At 50.5% G+C, this 1,591-nt stretch carries 1 rRNA gene; it reads left to right on the forward strand.

Annotated elements, in window-relative coordinates:
• Positions 1 to 121 precede the first annotated feature (121 nt).
• A 23S ribosomal RNA gene (locus tag AC30D9_RS29350) occupies positions 122 to 1,591 on the forward strand; the annotation flags it as partial.

Raw genomic sequence — 1,591 nt, forward strand, 5'->3', positions numbered from 1 at the left:
ACGTTACTTTCACTGGTAACGGCTCAGGCTAAGGTAAAATTTGTGAGTTGCTCTCATGAGCAAGATCGAATTTTCGGCGAATGTCGTCTTCACAGTATAACCAGATTGCTTGGGGTTATATGGTCAAGTGAAGAAGCGCATACGGTGGATGCCTTGGCAGTCAGAGGCGATGAAAGACGTGGTAGCCTGCGAAAAGCTTCGGGGAGTCGGCAAACAGACTTTGATCCGGAGATGTCTGAATGGGGGAACCCAGCCATCATAAGATGGTTATCTTGTACTGAATACATAGGTGCAAGAGGCGAACCAGGGGAACTGAAACATCTAAGTACCCTGAGGAAAAGAAATCAACCGAGATTCCCTTAGTAGTGGCGAGCGAACGGGGACTAGCCCTTAAGCTTCTTTGATTTTAGCGGAACGCTCTGGAAAGGGCGGCCATAGTGGGTGATAGCCCTGTACGCGAAAGGATCTTAGAAGTGAAATCGAGTAGGACGGAGCACGAGAAACTTTGTCTGAATATGGGGGGACCATCCTCCAAGGCTAAATACTACTGACTGACCGATAGTGAACTAGTACCGTGAGGGAAAGGCGAAAAGAACCCCGGAGAGGGGAGTGAAATAGATCCTGAAACCGTATGCGTACAAGCAGTGGGAGCCCACTTTGTTGGGTGACTGCGTACCTTTTGTATAATGGGTCAGCGACTTATTTTCAGTGGCGAGCTTAACCGAATAGGGGAGGCGTAGCGAAAGCGAGTCTTAATAGGGCGTCTAGTCGCTGGGAATAGACCCGAAACCGGGCGATCTATCCATGGGCAGGTTGAAGGTTAGGTAACACTGACTGGAGGACCGAACCGACTACCGTTGAAAAGTTAGCGGATGACCTGTGGATCGGAGTGAAAGGCTAATCAAGCTCGGAGATAGCTGGTTCTCCTCGAAAGCTATTTAGGTAGCGCCTCATGTATCACTGTAGGGGGTAGAGCACTGTTTCGGCTAGGGGGTCATCCCGACTTACCAAACCGATGCAAACTCCGAATACCTACAAGTGCCGAGCATGGGAGACACACGGCGGGTGCTAACGTCCGTCGTGAAAAGGGAAACAACCCAGACCGTCAGCTAAGGTCCCAAAGTTATGGTTAAGTGGGAAACGATGTGGGAAGGCTTAGACAGCTAGGAGGTTGGCTTAGAAGCAGCCACCCTTTAAAGAAAGCGTAATAGCTCACTAGTCGAGTCGGCCTGCGCGGAAGATGTAACGGGGCTCAAACCATACACCGAAGCTACGGGTATCACGCAAGTGATGCGGTAGAGGAGCGTTCTGTAAGCCTGTGAAGGTGAGTTGAGAAGCTTGCTGGAGGTATCAGAAGTGCGAATGCTGACATGAGTAACGACAATGGGTGTGAAAAACACCCACGCCGAAAGACCAAGGTTTCCTGCGCAACGTTAATCGACGCAGGGTTAGTCGGTCCCTAAGGCGAGGCTGAAAAGCGTAGTCGATGGAAAACAGGTTAATATTCCTGTACTTCTGGTTATTGCGATGGAGGGACGGAGAAGGCTAGGCCAGCTTGGCGTTGGTTGTCCAAGTTTAAGGTGGTAGGCTG

This window comes from Pseudomonas sp. DF11 (genome assembly GCF_058148565.1).